The organism is Francisella philomiragia subsp. philomiragia ATCC 25015 (assembly GCF_000156715.1).
Classification (GTDB): Bacteria; Pseudomonadota; Gammaproteobacteria; order Francisellales; family Francisellaceae; genus Francisella; species Francisella philomiragia.
This window is the reverse complement of the sequence record NZ_DS999311.1, coordinates 48862-71473: the sequence shown is the minus strand read 5'-3', so window position 1 is coordinate 71473 and position 22612 is coordinate 48862. Positions and strand designations below refer to the sequence as shown.

Here is a 22612-nt window from a genome sequence, read left to right as displayed (position 1 = left end):
CTTATTTTAGTAATCTGAGTGAATTTATAATTACAATCAGAGTAGCTCCCATATCAGCAGCTATTGCCATCCATAAAGTAGCTAAATCAGTTATCGCAAGAGATATAAAAATCGCTTTTATAGCAATAGCAAAAGTTATATTCTGTTTTATTATTTTTAATGTTTTCTTTGAATGCTTGATAAGCCAAGGTAGCTTTGCAATATCATCAGACATAAGCGCAATATCTGCAGTTTCTATTGCGATGTCATTACCTATAGTACCCATCGCAATTCCTAAATTAGATCTTGCTAGCGCAGGGGCATCATTGATACCATCTCCAACCATCGCAATATTCTCATATTTATTAGCAAGTTCCTCAACTTTAGTAACCTTATCTTGAGGTAGTAGCTCTGCATAAAATTTATCAATTCCAGCTTGTGTAGCGATAGACTGAGCTGTTGCAGTATTATCACCTGTAAGCATGATGGTTTGATTAATCCCAAGTTTTTTTAGTTGTTTGAGAGCATTGTTAACATTATTTTTTATCATATCTTGTATAGCAATGATACCAATAATATTTTCATCACTACCAATGAAAATCAATGTTTGACCATTATTTGCAAGTTTTATCGCTTGTGCATGCAGATCTTCATTATTACATAGCTGTTTCTCATGAGCAAAAGCATGGTTTCCAAGCCAAAAGCTACTTTCATTGACTTTTCCTATTACTCCTTTACCACCTAAAACCTCAGTATTTGTCGCCTGTGTAAACGTTATATTGTTATTTTTGGCATAGTCTAAAATAGCCTTAGCGATTGGGTGATCAACAGAACTCTCAAGACTTGCAGCTATGGTGATTAATTGTTGTTGCGAATAATTTTGTGTGATGATTATTTCTGTAATAGAAGGATTGCCTTGAGTTAATGTACCTGTCTTATCAAAGGCAATAGCTTTTAACTTAGCTGGTATTTCTATAAACTCACCACCTTTGATCAAGATCCCATTTCTAGCAGCTTTTGCCAAACTTGAAACTATTGAAATTGGTGTAGATATCACTAATGCACAAGGGCAAGCGATAACAAGTATTACTAAAGCTTCATAGCCCCATTTAAGCCAAGATTGATTTAGCAAGAGTGGAGGGATAGTAGCTATTATAATAGCTAAAAATATCATTGTAGGGGTGTAAATCTTAGCAAACTTATCAACCCATTTCTCTGCTTTTGAGCGTTTTGATTGAGCATGTTCAATAGCTTGGATTATTTTTGCAATCGATGAGTTTTCAGCTGTACTTGTCGTTTTTATCTCAATCGCGGAGTTTCCATTTATACTTCCTGCAAAAACTTGATCACCAATGGTTTTTTCCACAGGAATAGATTCACCTGTTATAGGTGCTTGATTTATATAGCTATCACCTTTAAGTATAATTCCATCTAGAGCAATTCTTTGTCCTGGTTTTATTAGAAGAGTTTTGCCTATATTTATTTCTGCTAGAGGCTTTTCTTCAAATTGTTTATCATGACAACAATAAACTAGAGCTGTATCTGGAGTTAGTTTCATAAGCTTTGTTATAGCTGATCGAGCATTTGCGACACTCCATGATTCAAGCAAAAGTGAAAAAGCAAACAAAAAGCTTACTACGGCTGCTTCAAATAATTGACCAATAATAATTGCGCCAGTTATGGCAATCAACATTAAGAGGTTCATATCAGCATCAAGCCTTTTGATAGAAGAGATTGCTTTTGGTAAAACAAACCAGCTGCCAAATAAAATAGCTATTAAGTAAGAGGCTTGAGATATAAGAGGAACTGTTTGAGAGATGCTTTCATCACCTATAAATGCATGTACAAAGCCATGATTTATACTATGATACAAGTATGCAAAAATGATGAATACTCCACTAAGTAGTGTTGTAATTAGTCGAGAGTGTTTAGTTAAAAAACTGATGTTTTGACTTTCTGTAATATGCTCATCCCAAGTAATTGCTTTTAATCCTGCTTTTTTTACTAGAGTTATAATTTCTTTTTCAGAAACATTTTGATTATCAATAGATAATTTACCGTTGAGTAGGTCAAATTGCATACTATCAGCGGCGATTTTTTTACTTAATGCTTTTTTGATAATATTGATCTCTTCAATACAGTCTAATCCATATACTTTAAAGCTTTGATATTGTTTACTCATACAATACTCTCCTTTGCATGTATCTCTGGTAAATGTTCTAGATTTTGTTGTATTAAGTTCTTGACTAGTTTTTGATCGGCTTGAATAATTTCGTCATCATTAAGAGTGTCTAGTAGCCAGTTTAACTGCTCTTTGAATGCAGAATTAAAATAAAAGTAGTGGAATCTGCCTTGTTTACGCTTATGTATAAAACCATTACGTCTAAGTATATCTAAATGTTTAGATAATGTTGAGTTTGCAAGTTTGAAAATATGAGCTAGATGACAAAGGCATAATTCATGCTGATATATAACCATTAGAATTCTAATCCTAGTTTCATCACCTAATGCTTTTTGAAAATCTACAATGTTTGCTAATTTCATTTTTATAAACCTATGTTTCGCGAATTAACGAAATATTATCTATAAAGTTTATTATATTCAAGTGATCTGGCAGATTTTAATTTCTTTTTTCATAGTTAATGCTAAAATCTCTCAAATTTCTAAATTAGTGGGTTAAATGATATGTCTAAAAGAGTGATTTTTATTTTATTAACTTTAATTTTTACTATGAGTCTAAGTTATAGTTTTGGAGAATACGCTAATAAGACTTATATAGAAAATGTTGTCAAGACATTTGATTTATCAACAGATAAGAATATAAAAATACTAGACATAAAAGATCATCAACAAACTACCGATTATACTTGCGGGCCATCTGCTGTTATGAGCTTGCTTAATTATTATGGAGTTCTTAAGGATTCTCAAATGGATCATCAAATGGAGTTACAAATAGCTAAAGAGATGGGTACAAATGATGATTACGGTACTACAGCACAACAGATAGCTAACTGGTTAGAAAAGCATGGTTTTGAGGTGAAATATGCTACTGATGGTGATATCAAACTGATTTATCAGAGTATAGATAAAGGTGTACCTGTACTTGTAGATTGGATTGATTGGGGAGGGCACTGGACATTAGTATCGGGATATCAGAAGTTGGGCACAACAATAGATGACGATAAAGATACATTATTTATGATTGATCCAGCAGCACATTTTAATAATGTGAAAACAGTTTATGGATTGAGTGCTATTAATCCAGATAGATTTCAATATATGTGGCAAGATTCAAAAGGTATAAAAGGAATCTATGTTATAGCACAACCTAAATAATAGCTTTTACTCTGCCAAAATTATTACAGGTGCAGGAAATGATTTAGATGAAAAACTATTTATTTGATGTAAGTTACTAGCATTAGAAACCGAAATAATACTAAAAATCGCTACTATTACCGACATAATTTTTTTCATTTTTATTACCTAAAATACTTTCCTATATTTGATGTATGTATTATCTCAGCATACGCCTATAAAGTTAAATATATTAAATGTATAAGTTTGATAACAAAAACTTATGATGTGTAAGTGTTTACAGTTTAACAACTATAGAATATAGTAGATATAAAAAGAAAACAGGTTTAGTTTATGCACAAGAAAATACTTGTTTTAGGTGCGGGTGCTTGGGGTACTGCACTGGCATTGCAGTTAGCTTATAAAGGCCATGAAGTAAGAATTAACTCTTGGAAAGCAGAGCATAACGATCAAATGCTCGCAGAAGGTAATAACCAAAAATATTTACCAAGTATAGAAAAATTCCCGGATACACTAAAAGCTATACAAAATTGGCAAGCTAGTATTGATTATTTTGATGATATATTAGTTGCAACTCCTAGTTCGGGTTTTAAGAAGACTATTTTTGAGCTAAAAGACTGTATGCTGCCTAATCAAAATATTATTAGTGCTACGAAAGGGTTTTGTCATGATACCTATGCGCTATTGAGTGAAATAGCAGAAGATATTATACCAAATACAAAATTTGCCTTATTAACAGGTCCAAGTTTTGCCAAAGAGGTAGCTAATAAACTTCCGACAGCTGTTGTAGTAGCATCTAAAGATATTGAGTACGCTAAATATACACAAAAGCTTTTCAGTAATGAGAATTTTAGGTGTTATACAACTACAGATATTATAGGTGCTCAGGTTGGAGGAGCTGTTAAGAATGTCTTAGCAATTGCTGCAGGTATTGCTGCGGGTATGGATTTTGGTGTTAATGCTCATGCAGCACTAATTACAAGAGGTCTAGCAGAAATTAAAAAGTTAGGACTTAAGCTTGGAGCTGATGTTGAAACATTTATGGGCTTGAGCTGTCTTGGTGATTTGTTGCTTACTTGTTCAGACAATCAATCGCGTAACCGTAGATTTGGATATTACCTAGGTCAAGGTATGTCTATAGAGGAGTCTTTGCATAAGGTAAATAATGTCGTAGAAGGATATTCTACTGCTATAGCAGTGTATAAGCTTGCTCAAAAGCATGGAGTAGATATGCCTTTGGTCTTTGCTACTTATAGAGTTCTATATGAGAATGTAGATCCAAAAGATATGGTTAGACAACTTATGACTAGACAATTAAAAAATGAAAATTAATCTCCTCCAGCAACTTGTTTTGGTACATAATCTTTAAAATTAGTTTCTTGCATTTTTATTTTAGTATTAAAAGCGTAGTCACCAAACTTAGTTAGAGGCTTAACTATAACCGAATTTTCCCATAAAGAAGAGTTTTTTACATAATCAATAGAGTTGAGGGTTGAGCATATGATTGCGGCTATAAAGCTAAAACGAATTAATGCTATTATGAAAGCAAATAAAGTATTTGAAAGACCTTCTTTTTCCTTATTATTGCGTAAAAATACTTTCATTACACCAAATATTATCAAATAGGCACAAATTAGTACTAAAATAAAAGAAATAATATAAGCTGTATTTGTATCTGTGATTATAGAGCTTAAATACACTTTTTGTATTTTTTCGGCAAGAATGCCAGCCATTACTACCGCGAATATCATTAGAATAAATAAAACAATATTCTTAAATAGACCTTTTACAGCTGCAAAAAGGCTTAATATGAAAACAATAATTATTATAAGAATATCTAAAAAGTTAAGACCTTCAAAAAAGCTCATTTTCTATCCTGCTATTATATCTTTAATTTGATTCAAGTTTGTTATCCCAATAATCTCAATACCATTAGCCTTTAGAGATTTTGAAACATTGGCTTGAGGTATAATAATTTTCTTAAATCCATGCTTCTTTGCTTCATTTATTCGTTCTATACCATAAGGTATGGGTCTAATTTCACCTGATAAACCAACTTCTCCCATTATTAGCATATCATGAGGAATCTCTATTTCCTTTATACTAGAATATATAATCAATATTAGTGCCAAATCAATACTTGTTTCACTAATTTTGATTCCACCTACAACATTTAAAAATACATCTTTGTCATATAAGTCAATATGCATATAACGTTGAATAATAGCTAGTATCATTGCTAGTCGGTTGCTGTCAATACCTACACACAATCTTCGTGGAGGTTGGTTGATGTTTTTGTCCACAACTAATGATTGTAGCTCAACTAGTAGGGGGCGTGTACCCTCCCATACTGATACTATTACACTACCAATTAAGTTAGTACGACCATTATTTAAGAAAATCGCAGAAGGATTTTTGACTTCTTTCATGCCTTTATCAGTCATTGCAAAGACACCAATTTCATTTACAGCACCAAATCTGTTTTTTAGGGCACGCATCATACGATATCTGCCATTGTCTTGGGATTCTATAAATATTACCGCATCAACAATATGTTCTAATACCCGTGGACCAGCAACCTCCCCAGACTTAGTGACATGTCCTACCAAAAAAATAGATATCTCGTGTTGCTTGGCTATTTGAGTGATATAAGCTGTAGATTCTCTTACTTGCGAGACGCCTCCGACCATAGATGAGATATCAGGGTTATACATAGTTTGGATTGAGTCTATTACAACTACTTCTGGTTTGTGTTCTATTATATAGCTAGAGATTTGTTCTATATTTGTCTCGCACATTACTAGAAGATTATCTTTTGGGAGACTTAATCTTTCTGCTCGTAGAGCTATTTGCTCAAGAGACTCCTCACCGCTAACGTATAGAACTTTTTTTTGTAGTGATAAAAAGGACATGATTTGTAGTAGTATTGAAGACTTACCGATACCAGGATCTCCACCAACTAGTGTTACGGATCCTTTTACAATTCCACCACCAAGTACTCGGTCAAATTCAGATATGTTAGTAGACATTCTGGAGTGTTCTTTACCTTTGATATCAGCTAGTGCTGTAGCTTTTGAGATACTGCCAGCAAACCCAGCTCTAGCTATAGGTGTTTTTTTTGGATCAGATTTTATCTCTTCAACAAATGTATTCCATTGATTACAATTATGACATTGTCCTTGCCATCTAGGTGAAGAAGCTCCACATTTTTGGCAAATAAAAATAGTTTTTTGTTTAGCCATAGCTCAATTTACTTTGCCTTATAACCTAATAGATATTTAGAAAGCACTCTCTCTGTTTCAGAAGCATTAGGGCCTATGAACTGTACTATATAGCGATATCTTTCTGTATTTTCATTATTAAGTGAAATACTTGGCGGGAAAACAGAAATAATACGACCTTCGCAGCCAACTTGTTCTTTTAGTTCAGATAAGGTTACAGATATTCTTACTATATCATTTAAATGTAATAGTTTTGAGCTACTAATCTCCAGACCACCATTTTTAATTAATTTAACAAAGTGATTGTATAGTTGTTCACGATGATCAAAAGAGTATTCTTTTTCAAATTTAATGTCATCTTCACTATAGTTAACACCTATCTGACCTTCGACTATTTCGGTAGAACTATTATCATCTTCTTCGATAATTGACTCACCGCTATTTATATCATCATCAACAGTTTCATTGTTCTCATTTTCTTCATTTATAAGTGAAGAATCTATATCAAGTCCTTTAGTTTCTCCTAGATCAATTTCAATAATATTCACATTTTCATCATCGATATCGATATCATCATCTGTGTCATACGTATCAGCGGGAGTCTCAATCAAGTCATTTTCAAAATCATCTTCTAATAATAAATCATCATCTAAATCATCTGAGTTTTGATGTGACTTTTGTCCTAACATTCCACCTCGAGGACTACTTTTAGTACTAGTCTTTTTTTGACTAGTAGAGGAAGTTTTTTTTAGGAGATCTAATCTACTCATTTTGTATGCCTCTTAGCCCTTTTTGAGCGAAATTTTCTATATCCATAGTATATGATGCTTGAGATAAATATGAGAATAAATAACGATGAAAGTTTATGCTCATATATCCACAATTTAATATTTGCTTTATTTACTATTTGTAATAAAGCATTGCCAAATATATATCCTAAAGATATATATATAGTTGACCAAATAAAACTGCTTATAGCATCTAAAGTCATAAATTTAGCCCTTTTTACTTTACTAATACCTACGATTAAGATAGTAACTGTTCTTAAGCCATATAGAAATCTTATACTTAGTATTGCTAATGTTTCATGTTTATCTAAAATAGCTAGAGATTTTTGAGCTTTGTAGTGCCAAGAAGCTTTTTTTGTAAGAATCCTTTCACCCATAAGTTTAGAGATAGTAAATATTGTGTTGTCATGGAGTATAGCTCCAAATGTCGCTGCTAGAATAACTAGTGGATAATTAAACAATGCCGCCGCTGTTGCTATACCAACCATAATCAGAAATATTTCGCCTTCTATTAGGACCGCTAATATAACTGCTAAATATCCCCAATCCATTAACAGATTCCAAAATTCAGCTTGAGTCATGTTTACTTTCCGTAAGCATTCGTGATCAGCAATTCATCAACCAAAACTAATGCTAGCATTGCTTCAGCTATAGGAACACCTCTAATACCAACACAAGGATCATGCCTGCCTTTTGTGATAACTGTAGTATCATCGCCATTTATATCTATACTTTTACCAGGTTGTAAGATACTTGATGTTGGTTTAAAAGCAAGTTTAGTAATAATATCTTGCCCTGTTGATATACCACCTAATATTCCCCCAGCATGGTTTGTTAAGAAACCTTGTTTTTGAGTTATTTCATCGCGATGTTCGCTGCCTTTTTGAGCAACACAGTCGAAGCCATCGCCAATGCTGACTGCTTTTACAGCATTAATACTCATCATAGCGTAAGCAATAGTAGCATCAAGCCTATCAAAAACTGGTCTACCAAGACCTGCTTCTAAGCCAGTAGCGATGACAGAGACTTCTGCACCAATTGAATCTCCCTGTTTACGAATGTTATGAATTAAGCTTTCACAGCTTGTAATAGCATCTCTATCAGCTATGAAAAAGGGATTTTGATTAATAAAATCTTTTTCTATAAAATCGATCTTGAGATCACCAATTTGGGAACAGAAGCCAAAAATTTCGATGCCGTGATGTTTAAGTATTTTTTTTGCTATTGCACCAGCAGCAACACGCATTGCTGTCTCTCTAGCAGAAGATCTTCCACCACCACGATAATCACGAATTCCATATTTTTTGAAATATGTATAATCAGCATGACCTGGGCGAAATTTATCTTTTATTTCACCATAATCTTTTGATTTTTGATCTTGATTTTTTATTATTAGGCCTATTGGAGTTCCTGTAGTTTTACCTTCAAAAACACCCGAGATGATTTTAACCTCATCAGGCTCTTTGCGTTGAGTTGTAAATTTTGATTGACCTGGTTTACGTCTATCTAGCTCAAGTTGTATATCTGCCTCACAAAGAGGGATATTACTTGGGCAACCATCGATAATCGCTGCAAGTGAATCACCATGGCTCTCGCCACATGTTGTTACTGTAAAAATTTTACCAAAAGTATTTCCTGACATAGTCAACAATAATAAATAGTGTATTTTTTTATAATAGCATAAATGATAACTAAATTTGTCTAATCTAATATTCATTTTAGACAAAAAGCTTCTTTGTTTCTAATATTGCCCTAGTATGTAAGATTAAACTTATTAGCTTTTTATATATTAGGATTTTTAGATTTTTTAGTTTAAAGATGTTTCGGTTAGGTTTTTGAGTTTTTATAGAACAGTTTTTGAACAATTAATAAAGGTATTGTTACAGTTACTGCAATCAGTCCTATTCTTATACTTGGTGGCGCGCAAAGCAAGAAGCTATTAATTACGAGGCACAAAAGTCCTAACCAAGCTAAGATAATAAATGGTGAGCAATATCCCGTAAAAAGTTTTTGCTTGTGGTTTTTGTATGTCTGAGGTAACCAGTATATAAAGCATATCAATACTGCAAGAATAGTTGTGATTGTATACATAATATTAGGTTTATAGCGAATAGCTAATATTGCAATTGTAATTAGCATTACAAAAACCAAATTGATTACTTCAGGCATTCTTTTGTTATTAAAAGATATTTGTAATTGTTGTATTGTGATTCCAATTAGACAACCCATCGCGATAATTAGAAATCTCCAATCAAGGTTTAGACTAACTATTTGTACAATACAACAAAGTGTAAAAATAAGTAGACTAAATTGAGTAAACATACTTATATTATTTAGAGCTTCTTTATTTTTTGAGTTGTGCACAACCTGAGGAACAAATTGTATCAAAAAGATTACGAGCGATATATTTAGGATTAGTTCACTAAGTTCTTGAGTGTTGGTTGATAGTTCCATGTGTAATAAATCTATTAAACTCAATATTTATTGTATACTAATAAATTATATGGTCGTAGTTAACTAAAATCTAGCTATTATAGATAATCATTGTAACATAAAAGTTATTTTTTATAATAAAACTTCTGTACTAAAAGTATTATCAATGCAGGAAGAATTATTAATGCATTTGGTGTAAATGTTGGTCCCCATGAGAGTATAAAACTACTTGCGATATAAAGGCTAGTTCCTATTAATGCTATCAATATAAAACATAAGCAAAAACCGTCAGCTCTTTTTTGTTTATGGTTTTTGTAAATTTGTGGTAACCAATACAATGTATTTATAATAAAGCCGATGTATTCTATTAAACTATATATTTTTTCATTATCAGAACCCATCGCAAGCAATGCAAGCATAAACAGAATAATAAAGCTGAAGTTAACTATTTCAGGTAATTTCTTGTGAAAAATAGAAATTTGTAGCTGTTGTATGGATACTCCTATTAAATATATTATGGCAACTGTTGCATACTGCCATTCATATCCAAAACTAATGGTTTGTATTATGTCACATAATACGGTTATGAAAATTCCAAGTTGGGTTAGTACACTAATATTAGATAGAGAACTTTTATTTTTATAATTGTGTATTATTTGTGGAATAAACTGGACACAGTATAATATGATAGAGATATTAAAAATAATTTGGCCAAAAAATATACTGTCCATTACCTCTATCCTTATTTAAACATAATGTACTCAAATGATAGCACTTATTAAAGTTTTAACAAATAATTACATCAAAGGTTTATTTGAATAGGTATAAATATTTACCATAACCTTCTTTTTGCATATCTTCTTTAGGTATAAATCGCAAAGCTGCGGAATTCATGCAATATCTTTTGCCGGTAGGTTGCGGACCATCATCAAAGACATGACCTAGATGAGAGTTTGCATATTTAGACAGAACCTCCGTTCTACTCATAAACCAGCTATTATCATTTTTGGTTTTGATAAATGAATTATCTATAGGTTTTGTGAAGCTTGGCCACCCAGTTCCAGAATCATACTTATCTGTAGAGCTAAACAAAGGTTCACCAGATACCACATCAACATAAATACCTTGTTTATGGTTATTCCAATATTCGTTATTAAAAGCTCTTTCAGTATCACCTTGTTGAGTTACATAGTATTGTTGTTTACTTAGATTAGCTAAGGCTTTTTGTTTATCAAAATTTTGCCAACTAGGTGTATCTGCAAAGCTAATTAATGGAATAATCATAAAAATGATCGATAGTATTTTATTCATAAAAATTCTCCTCTTAGCAACATACTTTAGATTATATATTTTTTTATAGTTGATAACATTAATTGCAATTTAAACTATGGATTAAAAAAATAAATATTTGTATGATTGTAAATGTATAAGCTACAATTTTTAGAGGTGTATATATGAATAATGTTTATAAATTATTAGGTGTTGGGATGATTACGTTTTTGTTGGCGAATTGTTCACTTATGCCTGAGAAGAAAGAGTATGACCTTAATCATGATTTTGAATTAATTGTCCATATGAAAGATGTTAAAACTCAAAAAGAAGTGGGCACTGTTACAATATCTCCTTATATTCATGACGGTAAGCAAGAGGGTATGCTTATTACTCCTTATTTATATAATTTACCAGCGTCAAGTGTACACGGTATGCATATCCATATTAATCCTAGTTGTGATGATGGTGGTATGGCTGCAGGTGGGCATTGGGATCCTGATAATACTGGTAAACATCTTGGTCCTTATAATGACAATGGACATAAAGGGGATTTACCAGAGCTGGTTGTAAATGCTGATGGTACAGCGACTGAACCTGTAGTAGCACCAAGACTTGATTCTTTAGAAGAGCTTGAGGGACATAGTTTGATGATTCATGAAGGAGGCGATAATTACTCAGATACTCCAAAACCTCTAGGAGGTGGAGGCACTAGAATGTGGTGTGGGGTTATTACGGATTAGATTATGAGTTATGAGGTTATAGCTAGGTTAGGTTTTTTTCTATTTATTCTTCTTGGGATTTCTATTTGGGAGATTGTCGCTCCTATGCGCAAATTAAAGATTTCTAAAGTCTCTCGTTGGTTTAATAACCTATTGCTAGTGTTTTTAGATACTTTGATATTAAGAATCTTATTTCCTACAGCTGCTGTTGGAGTGGCTATATTTTGTCAGCAATATAATTTAGGATTATTGAATCTTTTTGATATACCTGCCTGGTTTAAGATTGTAGTAGCTTTTTTAGCTCTAGATTTTACAATATATCTTCAGCATGTATTATTTCACTATTTACCATTGTTATGGAGATTTCATAAGGTTCATCATATTGATTTGGATTATGATGTTACCACAGGACTACGTTTTCATCCTGTAGAGATAGTTTTGTCAATGTTAATAAAATTTATGGCAATATTTCTTATTGGAGCACCTGTATTAGCAGTTATCATTTTTGAAATTGTTTTAAACGGTACTTCGTTGTTTAATCATGGCAATATTCGCTTACCAAAATCGTTTGATAAATTTTTGAGATTGTTTATGGTGACACCAGATACGCATAGGGTACATCACTCTACAATACTTGCTGAAACAAACTCTAATTTCGGTTTTAATCTAATTTGGTGGGATAAGATAATGGGCACTTATATTGTTCAGCCTAAGAAAGGACATATTCAAATGGATATTGGACTAAGTAAATATAGAGATTCTAAAGTTACTCAACCTCTTTTAAGTATGCTTAAAATACCTTTTTCAAAAAAATAGGCTCTTTGATTATTTTTGTACTTTTTCTTTTTGAGATAAAAAAATATACACAACAGGGGATAATCATCGCTGGAGCACCAAAATAAAAAGCTCCTCTTATATCTTCGTTAAATAGTGTTAGTAATAAACATAACACTTGTATCCAAATTCCAAAAAGAGGTATGTATGGAAATAATGGCGTTTTGAATACCATTTTTTCAACAGCATTTTTTTGTACCATTTGCTTTCTAAAGTTATATTGTGACCAACATATACAGATCCAGCAGATTGTAGCTGTGAAGCCTGACATAGCAAGTAGGTTTGTAAACGCAGCTGAAGCAGTTAACTTAAATGAAAGTATCAAAAATATCCATACTCCAGCTATACTGACATACACAGCATAATGCGGTATTGAAGAGCTATTTAACTTTCTAAAAATACTAGGAGCCATTCGCATTTTAGATAATCCATATAGAGAACGAACAGCTGCATAGAAGCCACTGTTTGCACATGAAAATGCAGCTACAAGTACTACAAATGCAAATGCTCCAGCAAATTTATCAAGGTGATAGTGTTGTAGTGCTGTAGCAAATACAGAGTCGCTTAAATTCATTTGTTGCCAAGGAAAAATTGTTGCTAATAAGAATACTGGGATTACATATAGTCCTACAATTCTTACTGCTACATGTTTGGCAATTTTAGGCATTTGCTTTCCTGCATCGTTAGATTCACTTGCAGCTAATCCAATGATTTCTGAGCCTTGGAAATTTACTAGTAATATGACCATTGTTGTGATTAGGATTAATTTTCCTTTAGGAAAAAAACCCTCTTCACCAACAATATAAGTGCTACCTAGTACACCACCAGTATCATTATTGATAATATTGAAAAATATAAGTATAGCAACTAAGCTAAATAGTCCTAGAGCTATGATTTTTATAAGAGCTAACCAGAACTCAATCTCACCAAAGAGCTTAACTTTAGTAAGGTTTATGATTGTTATAAATAGCCCAAACAGAGTTGCCCACAGATAAGTTGGTACAGAGGGTAAAAATGTATGCATGATTATTCCGCCAGCTATACATTCCGAAGGAATATAAATTATCCAGTTAAGCCAGTATGACCATCCCATACCGCACGCTATTGAAGGAGAGACGTATTTTGCAGTATAGTGAATAAACGATCCGGAGTTTGGCGAATTTGCCGTTAACTCAGCCAAGCATAGCGTAACGCAGTACACAATGATACCAGCTAATATATATGCTATGATAGCTGCTGGACCAACTTCTGAGAGAACATACCCTGTACCTAAAAAGAAACAGGAGCCAATAATACCGCCAAGAGCTATTAGCTCAATGTGGCGAGGTTTTAGAGTTTTAGCTAATGCCATAACACTACCTCCAAAAATTGTTACACAAAGTACCTGAAAATACAGATTATTATTTTTTTTTTAGTTTATTGGTTTTTTTTAGCGCTTTGAATTTTAGTGGATAGTTAGTTGCTATCGTAATTCAAAGCAATAAACTCATACAAAAATACTTAGATATGATTTCTGTATTCTCACGTACTTCATGTATGAGGTAAGCGAATTATAGACCGAGTTTCATCTTTGTCAATAAAAAATTATGCAGTTATTCAACTTGAATTTATTTTGCTTTTACTAAATAATGTTCTTATAGCTAGAATGTATAGTTTAGATAGAGGATTTAATAATGTCTGAAATGAATCAAGTTGGTAAAGTCTACGAGCGTCCTTGGGGAACTTATCAAACAATTAATTTTACAGAAAAGAGTCAAACTAAAATAATCACTGTAAAGCCTAAAGGACAACTTTCTTTACAGAAGCATTTCAAAAGAGCGGAGCATTGGGTGGTTGTAACTGGTAAACCGACTATAACTGTTGATGAAAGTGTTAAAGAATATAATGTTGGCGAGCATATCTTTATCCCTAAAGAAGCTGTGCATAGATTAGAGAATTTCACAGATAGTGATATTCAAATTATCGAAGTTCAAGTTGGTGATTATCTTGGAGAAGATGATATTGTACGTTTAGAAGATATATATAAGCGTGATTAATTCTCTAAAACTCTTCTAGAAAAGTTACTTATTTTTTTCCTCATCATTTAAAATACTATTTAAGTACAAAATCAACAATTTCATATAGTTGGAGATAATTTTAATGTCTGTAAAATCAAAAGCAGCTGTAGCATATAAAGCGGGGGCTCCATTATCTGTAGAGATAGTAAATGTGGCATTACCAAGAGATAATGAAGTGCTAGTTGAAATTAAGGCTACTGGGATATGCCATACAGATGCATATACGCTTTCGGGTAGAGATCCGGAGGGACTTTTTCCAGCTATATTAGGTCATGAAGGAGCTGGTGAAGTTGTAGCAGTTGGCAAAAATGTAACATCTGTTAAACCTGGTGATCATGTTATTGCTTTGTATACTCCAGAATGTAGAGAGTGTGAGTACTGTTTAAATCCTAAAACAAACTTGTGTCAAGCAATTAGAGAAACTCAAGGAAAAGGTCTTATGCCAGATGGTAGTTCAAGGTTTACTACTCAAGATGGTAGAGAGATTTTTCATTATATGGGTTGTTCAACTTTTTCAAATTATACTGTTTTACCGGAGATCGCTGTAGCTAAGATTCGTAAAGATGCGCCTTTGGATAAAGTTTGCTATATTGGCTGTGGAGTTACAACAGGTGTTGGCGCTGTAGTTAAAACAGCAAATGTTGAGGCTGGTGCTAGTGTTGTTGTATTTGGTCTTGGTGGGATTGGTCTAAATGTTATTCAAGGGGCTAAGCTAGTTGGAGCAGGGCAGATTGTTGGTGTTGATACTAATAATGATAAGAAAGCATTAGCAGAAAAATATGGGATGACAGATTTTGTTAACCCTAATGAAATTGATGAAGACTTAGTGCAGCATTTAATCCGTCTAACAGGAGGCGGAGCTGATTATAGCTTTGAGTGTATTGGCAATACAAAGGTTATGCGTCAGGCTTTGGAGTGTGCTCACAAAGGCTGGGGTGAAAGTGTGATAATAGGCGTTGCTGGAGCTGGTGAAGAGATATCTACTAGACCATTCCAGCTTGTAACAGGTCGTACTTGGAAGGGTTCAGCATTTGGTGGTATGCGTGGCAGAACAGATGTGCCAATGATTGTTGATTGGTATATGGATGGTCGTATTGATATTGATAGTCTTATTACTTCAAATATTAAGATTGAAGATATTAATAAAGGCTTTGAAAATATGCATAACAATATAAGAACAGTAGTTACTTTTTAGATTCTCTATATATTTATTTCCTGCGGACATTCTCGTGAATGAGCGTATCTTTTATTAGCTTAGTTGTAGCTAAAACTATACAAAAGTAGTGTGTCATTCCGGACTTGATGATTAAATCAACAGTCTTTAGATTAATTCATTATCAATGTTTGATAGTAAATTTGTTAGATAAGAAATTATAGGACAAAAATTTAGAGAATAAATTATTTATTGTTATAAGCTTTGATAGCTTTGTCTAGAAGCTCAAGAGCTCTTTTTAGAGCTTTTTCTTCTAAGATGTATGCGATTCTTATTTCATCTTTACCAAGACCTTTAGTTGCATAGAAATCCCCAGCAGGAGAAACCATTACTGTTTCTTTATTATCTTCAAAGTCTGTTAGTAACCATAATGCGAACTTCTCAGCATCATCAATAGGAAGTTTAGCAATTACATAAAAAGCTCCAGTAGGCTTTTCACAAACTACATTATCCATTTTTGAAAGAGCTTCAAAAGTTATATCTCTTCTTTTTTGGTATTCTGTGTTTACTTCTTTTAAGTAATCTTCAGATACTTCATAAAGAGCTGCAGCACCAATCTGTTCAAGAGTAGGTACACATAGTCTAGTTTGGCATAGTTTAGTAACTTCTTTGATGAACTCTTTGTTTTTTGTACAAAGAGAACCAATTCTAGCACCACAAGCACTGTAACGCTTAGATACAGAGTCAACGATGATAACACGATCTTCAACACCTTTGATATTACCAAAAGATGTACAAGTAAGACCATCATAAGTGAATTCTCTATAAACTTCGTCACTTATTATGAATAAGTCTTTCTCTTTAGCTACTTCTGCCAAAGTTTCTAGCTCTTCTTTAGAGTATACAACACCAGTAGGGTTACCAGGGTTAGAGATCATGATAGCACGAGTTTTATCAGTTACACATGCTAGAATCTCTTCTTTTGAAGGTAAGTGGAAACCTTCTTCAGCTTTTGTAGTGATTGGTCTAATTGCTACATCAACTGCAGTTGTAAAACCATTATAGTTTGTATAAAAAGGTTCTGGTACAAGAATCTCTTCGCCAGCATTACAAACAGCAATCGCTGCAAATATTAACGCTTCTGAGCCACCATTTGTGATTAAGATCTCGTCTTCAGCAAAATCCATACCGAATCTTTTGTAGTATTTTGAGATTGCCTTGATTAGGCTAGGCTCACCGTTAGCTACTGAGTATGCGATAGTCTCTTCATCAAAAGCTCTGATAGCATCCATAAACTCACTAGGAGTTTTGATGTCAGGTTGACCTATGTTTAGGTGGTAAACCTTTTTGCCTTGCTTTTGAGCTGCTATAGAATACGGCACTAACTTACGTACAGGAGAGGCTTGCATAGCCTTAACTCTTCTTGATAATTGCATTTAGTAAATCCTTTTTGTTTGACATTGGTTAAGATATACAATTTGATTATAATATATTTTCAAAGCTTAAAAAATTATAAATTAGTAAAAATAAGCTAATTATTTGAACTTGTTGCTTATAGTTGATTTTATTACTACTGATTTGATCGAATGCTATTTTCGATTATTAATAAATTTAGAATTTCTACAAAAGTATATATAATGAAGAGGTTACAATATTTCGGGTGATATTAGTATGCTACAACATCTGGCTATTAAAAATTTTGCGATTATAAAATCTACAGAAATTGACTTTAGGGAGGGTATGACTGTTCTAACTGGGGAGACAGGAGCTGGCAAGTCAATTTTACTTGATGCCTTGAGTTTTGTACTTGGTGCGAGGTTAGAAAAAACGTTTTTACAAGATGGTAATGTAACTGAAGTTTCAGCGACATTCTGTATCAAAGATAATCAAAAAGCAAAAAGACTATTAGATGAACTTTTTGTTGATTATGAGAATGATGAATGTACATTTAGAAGAGTGGTTAATAAGTCTAAACAGAGTCGCTTATTTATAAATGGTAGTGTTGCTAAGGCTACAGATGTCAAAAAAATCTCAGATAAGCTTATAAATATTTATAGTCAGAACTCTCATCAAGATTTGCTTGATCCTAAATCGCAACTAAGTTTATTAGATAGTTTTGCAAATAATGATGAAGTTTTAAAAAAAGTCTCAGGTGTTTTTTATCAGTTACAAAAAGTCAATGCAGAAATATCAGAGCTTCAGGAGTATGTAGGTGGCCAAAATAGCCAGCGTGAACTCTTGGAGTATAAGCTTGATGAGCTTGTGGGATTAAATCTAGAAGAGAATGAGTTTGAAGAGTTATCCCAGCGTCAAAAAGATCTCTCAAGTGTTGATGATATTGGTTATAGTCTTAACTATATTTCAAACTTAATGTATGATGCTGATGTCAATGTTATAGCGATGTTAACTGACTTTGAAAAAGAAGTATCTAAACTTGATGAAGTATCTTTCAAAAACCTTCAGGAGCTGATTTCACAAACTAAGGTGTATGCTCAAGAAAGCTATGATGAGGCACAGAATAGACTAGAATCACTAGAGCAAGATCCAGAAGAACTGGCAAAAATTGAACAAAGGATGAGTGAGATATATGACTTTGCACGTAAACACAAAGTTGAACCTAGCTATATGTATCAGTATATCCAAGAGCTTCATGCTGAGTTAGAGAGTTTTAGTCAAGATGGTGAGAAATTAGCTCAACTAAATCAACAAAAGCAAAAGCTTGAGCAAGAGTATGATAAGTATGCACAAGAGCTAAGCCAGGCACGTCAATTAGCCAAAAAAGAATTCTCTAAACAAGTTGAGAAAAATATCCGCTCTTTGAATATACCTAAAGGTAGCTTTGTGGCACAGATTTTGCCATCTCAGAATAAGACACCTAAAGGCATAGATGATTGTCAATTTATGATTAACTTTAATCTAGGTGAACAATTAGCACCAGTAAGAAAAGTCGCATCAGGCGGTGAGCTAAGTAGGATAGGGTTATCAATTCAGGCTGTATCAGCTGCTAAGAGATCTTATCCAACATTAGTTTTTGATGAGGTTGATGTCGGTATATCAGGGGCTACTGCAGAGATTGTTGGTAGGTTACTCAAGAAGCTGTCAGAGAGACTACAGGTGTTGTGTATAACACACCAGCCACAGGTAGCAGCTCAAGGTCATACACATTTGCATGTTACTAAGAAATATCTTAAAGATACTACAGAATCAAAAATTATAGAGCTAAATCAGCAGCAACGTATTGAAGAAATAGCTAAGATAGTAGGAGGAATCGATATTTCTGAAAATACTCTATCACACGCTAAAGAGCTTTTGGGTTTGTGATTGCCACTGGTCTTATGTTGATCTTTTGGTTTTATTTAATCTTTGATTTGTTCAAAATATTTTGGAGTATTCTTATACCCAAAGGGTTATCTCATTTTTTATTGATGTTTGCAACACCACCTTTTTTAAATTCATATAAACAGGAATATACATGATCTGTTGAAATATTAATTATGTGAGTTATGAAAACATAGATACAGAATGTAGTAATAATTTGGGTTACTAGTTATTAAAATTTTTAATTTCTAATTTGATTATATTGCCAAGAGCTGTATTTGTCAGGAGTTTGATTAAAAGCTACTGGGTTATAATTTTCAGCTTGTTGAGTATCTAATTTTTCAACATTTACTGAACTATTAAGACTAGATTGTAGTGAATCCATGGCACTATTATATTGCTCATAAGAGCCGTTATAGTCACTATCAAATCCCTGACTTTCAATACCATTGATTGAACTAGATACGTTTCTTTGTTCATTTTGAAGCTCTATAGATCTTGCATTTGCATCTTGTCGATTAGTGTCATAGATATCTGCTTGCTCATTAAAGTAAGCGACAGCTTCTGTAGCATTGTTGTAGCTGCTACCTGCTTGGCTAGACATTGTCGCTTCTATATTATCGATTCTACCTTGGTAGTAGTTGACACTACTTTGCCAAGATGTTGTATCAACACCATCTGCAGCATTATCAATTAGTCCTTGATAGTAGTCTAAGTTAAATTGATTACTTTGTATGTCTTGATATTTTTGGTAATCATTGAAAGCATCATCTGCACTAGTTTCAGCTGTGCTCATAGCATTTATAAGGTCACCATATTCACTATCTTGTGTTAATGCCTCAGTTGTTCTACTTTGCCATGCTGAGAGAGCGTTTTGATGGCTGTTGACTAGTTCATTATCTAGAGTTTCCCTTTGAGATTTATACTCCTCAAAGTCACTATCTAAGTTTTCATTAGATGAGTTACAGCCTTTTGGCAGAACACTGTTACTTGGTGCTGCAAATGCTCCAGCAGTATCAATAAAGCTGAAATTAACCTGTCCATTATAGTTACTTTCGATACTAGACTCTTCTTCAACTATAGATATTGAGCATGACCATTGAAAAGTATTGTCTTGTATTCTTGGAGTTAAGGCTATTTGATAGGTTGTGCCTTTTATGTTGCTTACACCTACGATTCTACCATTATGTCCAACTATATCACTCATCACACTAGTATTGGCATCACCAATACTAGCATCATCTGTGACATCATAGTTTTCTAACTGTTCTTGAGTGGAAACACCATGCGAAAAAAAATAGTCTTGCACATCTTTTTTATAATTCTCTAAGGTGGTGAGACTTTCGGTCAGCCTAGTTCTGGTGACATAATTTGAATATGCTGGTATTGCTACAGCTGCTAAGATCGCGATAATTGCGATTACAACCATTAGTTCAACAAGAGAGAATCCTTTTTTGATATTATGGTTTAGCATACTATTATAAATAATAAAAAATTAATTTAATTATATATTATAAAAGTGCAAATTCAATTGCTTAGTTTATATCAATATACCAACTCTAAAACTATAAGGTGATTTAATATCAATTAGTACCAAAGAGATATATGCTTTCACAGATATGACAAAAATATATAAATTACAGTCATTCCCGCGCAGGTGAGAATCTTTAGGTGATTAGTAATATATGTAGTGACAGATCATTGATCTGTCAGTTGTTATATATGACTAAGCAAGACAGCGCACTGTGCTGTCACTACAAAACAGAAATCTGTCATTCTATGGCTTGACCATAGAATCCATAGAAAAAAGATGATTATGGTTCAAAAATAGATACTACGGTCGGAGCCGTAGTATGACGCACTACAATTAACTAAAACCTGTCATTCCGGACTCGATCTAGAATCTCCTAATTACTAATAAAAGTACTTTCGCAAGTATGCGGGACATTGCTAGATGTTAACGTAGAAGCATTTGTATTATGCGAACATGTCCACTGGAATGTGCTACCACTAACTACACCACTAAGTCTGATAATATCATGATCATTAGTGAAATACTGTGGAGAAGTTTGGCTTAGGTTTATGTCTATTGTTGCGCCTGAAGTGCTGCCTGTTACAGTGACACCTGTAGGTAGATCATAAGTCTGTTGTGAGATGTCTTTGTTATTGTTAATATCATTTTGGATACTAGCTTTGACATTACCAATTATATTCATTGACTCAATTATTGAGGCACGTTCTTTATGGTTTGAGTATATTGGTATTGCTACAGCTGCTAAGATTGCGATTATTGCGATAACAACCATTAACTCAACCAAAGAAAAGCCTTGCTGTTTTTGTGTTTGCATATTTTTATAAAACTAAAAAATCATAGTGAAGAAATTATAGCAAAAAAAAATAAAATAGAAATTAAGATAGAATTTTAGATATAAAAAAGCCACACATGGTGGCATCAAAATAGACACTTGCTTTGTAAGCTACACTTATACGCTACAGTTAGATGGTAATTGAGAGCTAGTTAATCCAGATCCAGACACTGCGCTACAAGTCCAATTTATGGTAGCGCCATCAGATGAACCTGCTAAATTAATAGACGCTGTACCACCAGATGCAAGAGCATAGCTACTATCTAAAGCTAATTGTAAAGTAGCTCCTGAAGTAGAACCGTTGGTTATACTAACGCCAGCAGGTAGATTTGTTACAGCTGTTGATGGATTGTTTCCATTTGCTAGAGCATCAGCAACTTCTGTCTTGACACCACCAACCGCAGCTAAAGCCGTACCAATTTTAGCACGAGTAGTGTAGTTAGAGTACATAGGGATAGCAACTGCAGCTAAGATAGCGATAATCGCGATTACAACCATCAACTCAACAAGTGAGAAACCTTTTTGCATTTTCTTTTTCATGATTTATTTTCCTTTTGTTTTTATAACGTTTAGATTTTAACATCCCAGTAAATTAAGTCAATTCACTGTGAACTACATTATATTCTTAAAATTAAATGATGCAAGTGTTTTCATTGCCACACATTAATTTTATATTTAATAATTTAATTTAAAATAAATTAATGATTCCCATTATTATTTAAGAATGATTATGTATTTGTTCGATGAGCAATATACCAAGATTATTATAAATATTCATCGATCAAAAACTAATGGTAGGCGGTAAAAACTAATAGCTGAAATAAATATGTGCAAATGTATCTATTGTAGATGCTTTTAGAATATTATTAATTTCACTTACAAAAGCTATCGTCATTTCCACATGCGCGGGAATATTTTAAATAGCTAAGAGATCAACATGTTTAGTACGAGAATGACAACTATTTCTATGGTATTTTCACATATTAACGCTCGAGTATGATTAAATGACAGATTATTATGTTACATTCTCCCTAATTTGTCATACTACGACTTGATCGTAGTATCCGAGTTTGAAGCTCGTAATAAGTGGATCCTATGGCAAGCCACACGAAGATAAAAATGGTTTCAAAAGTTACTCGGATTAGTTATAGAGCTAT

General features: G+C 33.1%; 23 protein-coding genes. 7 read left to right on the top strand and 16 right to left on the bottom strand.

All coding sequences use genetic code 11. The features are described 5' to 3' along the window. Window position 1: 1 nt before the first annotated feature. Window positions 2-2161, bottom strand: a complete 2160-nt coding sequence (locus tag FTPG_RS00535) for a heavy metal translocating P-type ATPase (protein ID WP_004286452.1) — start codon at window positions 2159-2161, stop codon at window positions 2-4. Continuing rightward, window positions 2158-2523 carry an ArsR/SmtB family transcription factor gene (locus FTPG_RS00530; protein ID WP_004286451.1) on the bottom strand — a complete coding sequence of 122 codons (366 nt, stop codon included), beginning with the start codon at window positions 2521-2523 and terminating at the stop codon, window positions 2158-2160. The genes FTPG_RS00535 and FTPG_RS00530 overlap by 4 nt, the downstream gene beginning before the upstream one ends. 141 nt (window positions 2524-2664) lie before the next feature. Between FTPG_RS00530 and FTPG_RS00525 the strand changes: the two genes are divergently transcribed. Next, window positions 2665-3315 (top strand): peptidase C39 family protein, encoded by a 651-nt coding sequence (locus FTPG_RS00525; protein WP_004286450.1) that lies wholly within the window; start codon window positions 2665-2667, stop codon window positions 3313-3315. 6 nt (window positions 3316-3321) lie between these two features. Here the strand turns inward: FTPG_RS00525 and FTPG_RS09935 are convergent, their stop codons facing one another. After that, complete coding sequence (locus tag FTPG_RS09935; RefSeq protein WP_267906354.1) at window positions 3322-3453, bottom strand: hypothetical protein; 132 nt, start codon at window positions 3451-3453, stop codon at window positions 3322-3324. A 174-nt stretch (window positions 3454-3627) separates the two neighbouring features. On the opposite strand from FTPG_RS09935, the gene FTPG_RS00520 reads away from it, so the two are divergent. Further along, window positions 3628-4626 carry an NAD(P)H-dependent glycerol-3-phosphate dehydrogenase gene (locus FTPG_RS00520; protein WP_004286449.1) on the top strand — a complete coding sequence of 333 codons (999 nt, stop codon included), beginning with the start codon at window positions 3628-3630 and terminating at the stop codon, window positions 4624-4626. Here FTPG_RS00520 and FTPG_RS00515 read toward each other — a convergent pair. The 8 genes from FTPG_RS00515 to msrB all read right to left on the bottom strand — a co-directional run bounded on the left by FTPG_RS00515 (window position 4623) and on the right by msrB (window position 11047). Continuing rightward, window positions 4623-5162 carry a CvpA family protein gene (locus FTPG_RS00515; RefSeq protein ID WP_004286448.1) on the bottom strand — a complete coding sequence of 180 codons (540 nt, stop codon included), beginning with the start codon at window positions 5160-5162 and terminating at the stop codon, window positions 4623-4625. The genes FTPG_RS00520 and FTPG_RS00515 overlap by 4 nt on opposite strands. Before the next feature lie 3 nt (window positions 5163-5165). Further along, the gene (radA, locus tag FTPG_RS00510) at window positions 5166-6536 is read right to left on the bottom strand and encodes a DNA repair protein RadA (RefSeq protein ID WP_004286447.1); all 1371 of its coding nucleotides are present in this window, start codon (window positions 6534-6536) and stop codon (window positions 5166-5168) included. A gap of 8 nt (window positions 6537-6544) precedes the next feature. Further along, entirely contained in the window at window positions 6545-7285 is a 741-nt protein-coding gene (locus tag FTPG_RS00505; protein WP_004286446.1) for a PilZ domain-containing protein, read from the bottom strand. Further along, on the bottom strand, window positions 7282-7884 hold the full coding sequence (locus tag FTPG_RS00500) for a DedA family protein (protein WP_004286445.1): 603 nt from the start codon (window positions 7882-7884) through the stop codon (window positions 7282-7284). The genes FTPG_RS00505 and FTPG_RS00500 overlap by 4 nt, the downstream gene beginning before the upstream one ends. Before the next feature lie 2 nt (window positions 7885-7886). Beyond that, window positions 7887-8945: a chorismate synthase gene (gene aroC, locus FTPG_RS00495; RefSeq protein ID WP_004286444.1), complete on the bottom strand. Its 1059-nt coding sequence runs from the start codon at window positions 8943-8945 to the stop codon at window positions 7887-7889. A 185-nt stretch (window positions 8946-9130) separates the two neighbouring features. After that, entirely contained in the window at window positions 9131-9757 is a 627-nt protein-coding gene (locus FTPG_RS00490) for a PQ-loop domain-containing transporter (protein WP_035722048.1), read from the bottom strand. 104 nt (window positions 9758-9861) lie between these two features. After that, entirely contained in the window at window positions 9862-10467 is a 606-nt protein-coding gene (locus tag FTPG_RS00485) for a PQ-loop repeat-containing protein (RefSeq protein WP_004286442.1), read from the bottom strand. 79 nt (window positions 10468-10546) lie between these two features. Beyond that, a complete protein-coding gene (gene msrB / locus FTPG_RS00480) occupies window positions 10547-11047 on the bottom strand; it encodes a peptide-methionine (R)-S-oxide reductase MsrB (RefSeq protein WP_004286441.1) in 501 nt (166 codons plus the stop codon). Window positions 11048-11190: 143 nt separating this feature from the next. Here msrB and FTPG_RS09810 point away from each other — a divergent pair, with 143 nt between their 5' ends. Then, the gene (locus tag FTPG_RS09810) at window positions 11191-11748 is read left to right on the top strand and encodes a superoxide dismutase family protein (protein ID WP_004286440.1); all 558 of its coding nucleotides are present in this window, start codon (window positions 11191-11193) and stop codon (window positions 11746-11748) included. A gap of 3 nt (window positions 11749-11751) precedes the next feature. After that, window positions 11752-12543 (top strand): sterol desaturase family protein, encoded by a 792-nt coding sequence (locus FTPG_RS09805; RefSeq protein ID WP_004286439.1) that lies wholly within the window; start codon window positions 11752-11754, stop codon window positions 12541-12543. On the opposite strand, the gene FTPG_RS00465 is transcribed toward FTPG_RS09805, so the two are convergent. Continuing rightward, window positions 12518-13912, bottom strand: a complete 1395-nt coding sequence (locus tag FTPG_RS00465; RefSeq protein ID WP_004286438.1) for an amino acid permease — start codon at window positions 13910-13912, stop codon at window positions 12518-12520. The two genes, FTPG_RS09805 and FTPG_RS00465, sit on opposite strands and share 26 nt — an antisense overlap. Window positions 13913-14234: 322 nt before the next feature. On the opposite strand from FTPG_RS00465, the gene FTPG_RS00460 reads away from it, so the two are divergent. Together FTPG_RS00460 and FTPG_RS00455 are read left to right on the top strand one after the other, a co-directional pair. After that, window positions 14235-14597, top strand: a complete 363-nt coding sequence (locus tag FTPG_RS00460; RefSeq protein WP_004286437.1) for a phosphomannose isomerase type II C-terminal cupin domain — start codon at window positions 14235-14237, stop codon at window positions 14595-14597. A 103-nt stretch (window positions 14598-14700) separates the two neighbouring features. After that, complete coding sequence (locus FTPG_RS00455) at window positions 14701-15813, top strand: S-(hydroxymethyl)glutathione dehydrogenase/class III alcohol dehydrogenase (RefSeq protein WP_004286436.1); 1113 nt, start codon at window positions 14701-14703, stop codon at window positions 15811-15813. 203 nt (window positions 15814-16016) lie between these two features. On the opposite strand, the gene FTPG_RS00450 is transcribed toward FTPG_RS00455, so the two are convergent. Further along, window positions 16017-17207 (bottom strand): pyridoxal phosphate-dependent aminotransferase, encoded by a 1191-nt coding sequence (locus FTPG_RS00450; RefSeq protein WP_004286435.1) that lies wholly within the window; start codon window positions 17205-17207, stop codon window positions 16017-16019. 235 nt (window positions 17208-17442) lie between these two features. Here FTPG_RS00450 and recN point away from each other — a divergent pair, with 235 nt between their 5' ends. Next, complete coding sequence (gene recN / locus FTPG_RS00445; protein ID WP_004286434.1) at window positions 17443-19092, top strand: DNA repair protein RecN; 1650 nt, start codon at window positions 17443-17445, stop codon at window positions 19090-19092. A 238-nt stretch (window positions 19093-19330) separates the two neighbouring features. On the opposite strand, the gene FTPG_RS09930 is transcribed toward recN, so the two are convergent. The 3 genes from FTPG_RS09930 to FTPG_RS00430 all read right to left on the bottom strand — a co-directional run bounded on the left by FTPG_RS09930 (window position 19331) and on the right by FTPG_RS00430 (window position 21995). Beyond that, complete coding sequence (locus FTPG_RS09930) at window positions 19331-20563, bottom strand: pilin (RefSeq protein ID WP_004286433.1); 1233 nt, start codon at window positions 20561-20563, stop codon at window positions 19331-19333. Window positions 20564-20996: 433 nt separating this feature from the next. Beyond that, complete coding sequence (locus tag FTPG_RS00435; RefSeq protein WP_004286432.1) at window positions 20997-21437, bottom strand: prepilin-type N-terminal cleavage/methylation domain-containing protein; 441 nt, start codon at window positions 21435-21437, stop codon at window positions 20997-20999. A gap of 135 nt (window positions 21438-21572) precedes the next feature. Next, a complete protein-coding gene (locus tag FTPG_RS00430) occupies window positions 21573-21995 on the bottom strand; it encodes a pilin (protein ID WP_004286431.1) in 423 nt (140 codons plus the stop codon). Window positions 21996-22612: the final 617 nt, after the last annotated feature.

Excerpts from the sequence above, each read along its gene's own strand:
- FTPG_RS00465 (WP_004286438.1), bottom strand. The coding sequence starts at position 13,912 with ATGGCATTAGCTAAAACTCTAAAACCTCGCCACATTGAGCTAATAGCT.
- FTPG_RS00430 (WP_004286431.1), bottom strand. The coding sequence starts at position 21,995 with ATGAAAAAGAAAATGCAAAAAGGTTTCTCACTTGTTGAGTTGATGGTT.
- FTPG_RS09810 (WP_004286440.1), top strand. The coding sequence starts at position 11,191 with ATGAATAATGTTTATAAATTATTAGGTGTTGGGATGATTACGTTTTTG.
- FTPG_RS00525 (WP_004286450.1), top strand. The coding sequence starts at position 2,665 with ATGTCTAAAAGAGTGATTTTTATTTTATTAACTTTAATTTTTACTATG.
- FTPG_RS00460 (WP_004286437.1), top strand. The coding sequence starts at position 14,235 with ATGTCTGAAATGAATCAAGTTGGTAAAGTCTACGAGCGTCCTTGGGGA.
- FTPG_RS00455 (WP_004286436.1), top strand. The coding sequence starts at position 14,701 with ATGTCTGTAAAATCAAAAGCAGCTGTAGCATATAAAGCGGGGGCTCCA.
- FTPG_RS00500 (WP_004286445.1), bottom strand. The coding sequence starts at position 7,884 with ATGACTCAAGCTGAATTTTGGAATCTGTTAATGGATTGGGGATATTTA.
- aroC (WP_004286444.1), bottom strand. The coding sequence starts at position 8,945 with ATGTCAGGAAATACTTTTGGTAAAATTTTTACAGTAACAACATGTGGC.
- FTPG_RS09930 (WP_004286433.1), bottom strand. The coding sequence starts at position 20,563 with ATGCTAAACCATAATATCAAAAAAGGATTCTCTCTTGTTGAACTAATG.
- FTPG_RS09805 (WP_004286439.1), top strand. The coding sequence starts at position 11,752 with ATGAGTTATGAGGTTATAGCTAGGTTAGGTTTTTTTCTATTTATTCTT.
- FTPG_RS00515 (WP_004286448.1), bottom strand. The coding sequence starts at position 5,162 with ATGAGCTTTTTTGAAGGTCTTAACTTTTTAGATATTCTTATAATAATT.
- msrB (WP_004286441.1), bottom strand. The coding sequence starts at position 11,047 with ATGAATAAAATACTATCGATCATTTTTATGATTATTCCATTAATTAGC.
- recN (WP_004286434.1), top strand. The coding sequence starts at position 17,443 with ATGCTACAACATCTGGCTATTAAAAATTTTGCGATTATAAAATCTACA.
- FTPG_RS00530 (WP_004286451.1), bottom strand. The coding sequence starts at position 2,523 with ATGAAATTAGCAAACATTGTAGATTTTCAAAAAGCATTAGGTGATGAA.
- FTPG_RS09935 (WP_267906354.1), bottom strand. The coding sequence starts at position 3,453 with ATGAAAAAAATTATGTCGGTAATAGTAGCGATTTTTAGTATTATTTCG.
- radA (WP_004286447.1), bottom strand. The coding sequence starts at position 6,536 with ATGGCTAAACAAAAAACTATTTTTATTTGCCAAAAATGTGGAGCTTCT.
- FTPG_RS00535 (WP_004286452.1), bottom strand. The coding sequence starts at position 2,161 with ATGAGTAAACAATATCAAAGCTTTAAAGTATATGGATTAGACTGTATT.
- FTPG_RS00520 (WP_004286449.1), top strand. The coding sequence starts at position 3,628 with ATGCACAAGAAAATACTTGTTTTAGGTGCGGGTGCTTGGGGTACTGCA.
- FTPG_RS00505 (WP_004286446.1), bottom strand. The coding sequence starts at position 7,285 with ATGAGTAGATTAGATCTCCTAAAAAAAACTTCCTCTACTAGTCAAAAA.
- FTPG_RS00490 (WP_035722048.1), bottom strand. The coding sequence starts at position 9,757 with ATGGAACTATCAACCAACACTCAAGAACTTAGTGAACTAATCCTAAAT.
- FTPG_RS00450 (WP_004286435.1), bottom strand. The coding sequence starts at position 17,207 with ATGCAATTATCAAGAAGAGTTAAGGCTATGCAAGCCTCTCCTGTACGT.
- FTPG_RS00485 (WP_004286442.1), bottom strand. The coding sequence starts at position 10,467 with ATGGACAGTATATTTTTTGGCCAAATTATTTTTAATATCTCTATCATA.
- FTPG_RS00435 (WP_004286432.1), bottom strand. The coding sequence starts at position 21,437 with ATGCAAACACAAAAACAGCAAGGCTTTTCTTTGGTTGAGTTAATGGTT.